The sequence below is a fragment of the Kitasatospora nipponensis genome (assembly GCF_039528135.1).
GTDB classification, from domain to species: domain Bacteria; phylum Actinomycetota; class Actinomycetes; order Streptomycetales; family Streptomycetaceae; genus Kitasatospora; species Kitasatospora nipponensis.
Genome location: NZ_BAAALF010001090.1, coordinates 1 through 535, shown reverse-complemented (window position 1 = coordinate 535; position 535 = coordinate 1). Strand labels below are relative to the sequence as shown.

Below are 535 nucleotides of genomic sequence, written 5' to 3'. Positions count from 1 at the left end.
GCCCGGGCGGAGCGGTCGGCTGCGCCCCTCTTCGCGGATTCGACCTGGGCTCGGGTGCTGTTGCGGCCGCCCTCGAAGAAGTCGTGGATCACGTAGTCGTCCGCCTCGAGCGGCTGCGGGCAGCGCGGGCAGGTGTGCCCGGCGGTGTGCCATAGGCCGGTCTTGACGAGCTTGGCGGCCTGCGGGGCGGTGCCGTAGTTGGCGGCGAGGATGGCGGGGACGATTCCCTCCGTCAGGTGGTGGGCCGAGTAGGGGCCGCACCGCAGCCACAGCCCCAGTGCCGCGTTCCCGGCGCGCAGGAACTTGGGGTGGCTGTGCGAGGAGTCGTCGATCTTGAACCACGGCACGGGGCCGTCCTCCTGGTGGTGGCGCGGTGGTCCCCGGGGCCGGAAGCAGGTACTGCTCCGGCCCCGGGAGAAGGTGGGGTGAAAGGGGGTCAGCCCTCGTCCGGGGCGGGCGGCTGGCCGGCGCGAGCGGCGCGGTAGTCCTCGATCCAGCCCCGCGGGTTGTGCCCGGCCTGCTCGGCGTGCTCGTG

1 pseudogene is annotated in these 535 nt (G+C 73.6%); it reads right to left on the bottom strand.

Annotation, left to right across the window (positions count from 1 at the left end):
* A pseudogene (locus ABD323_RS45035) lies at positions 1-347 on the bottom strand (mucin-2); the annotation flags it as partial.
* Positions 348-535 lie beyond the last annotated feature (188 nt).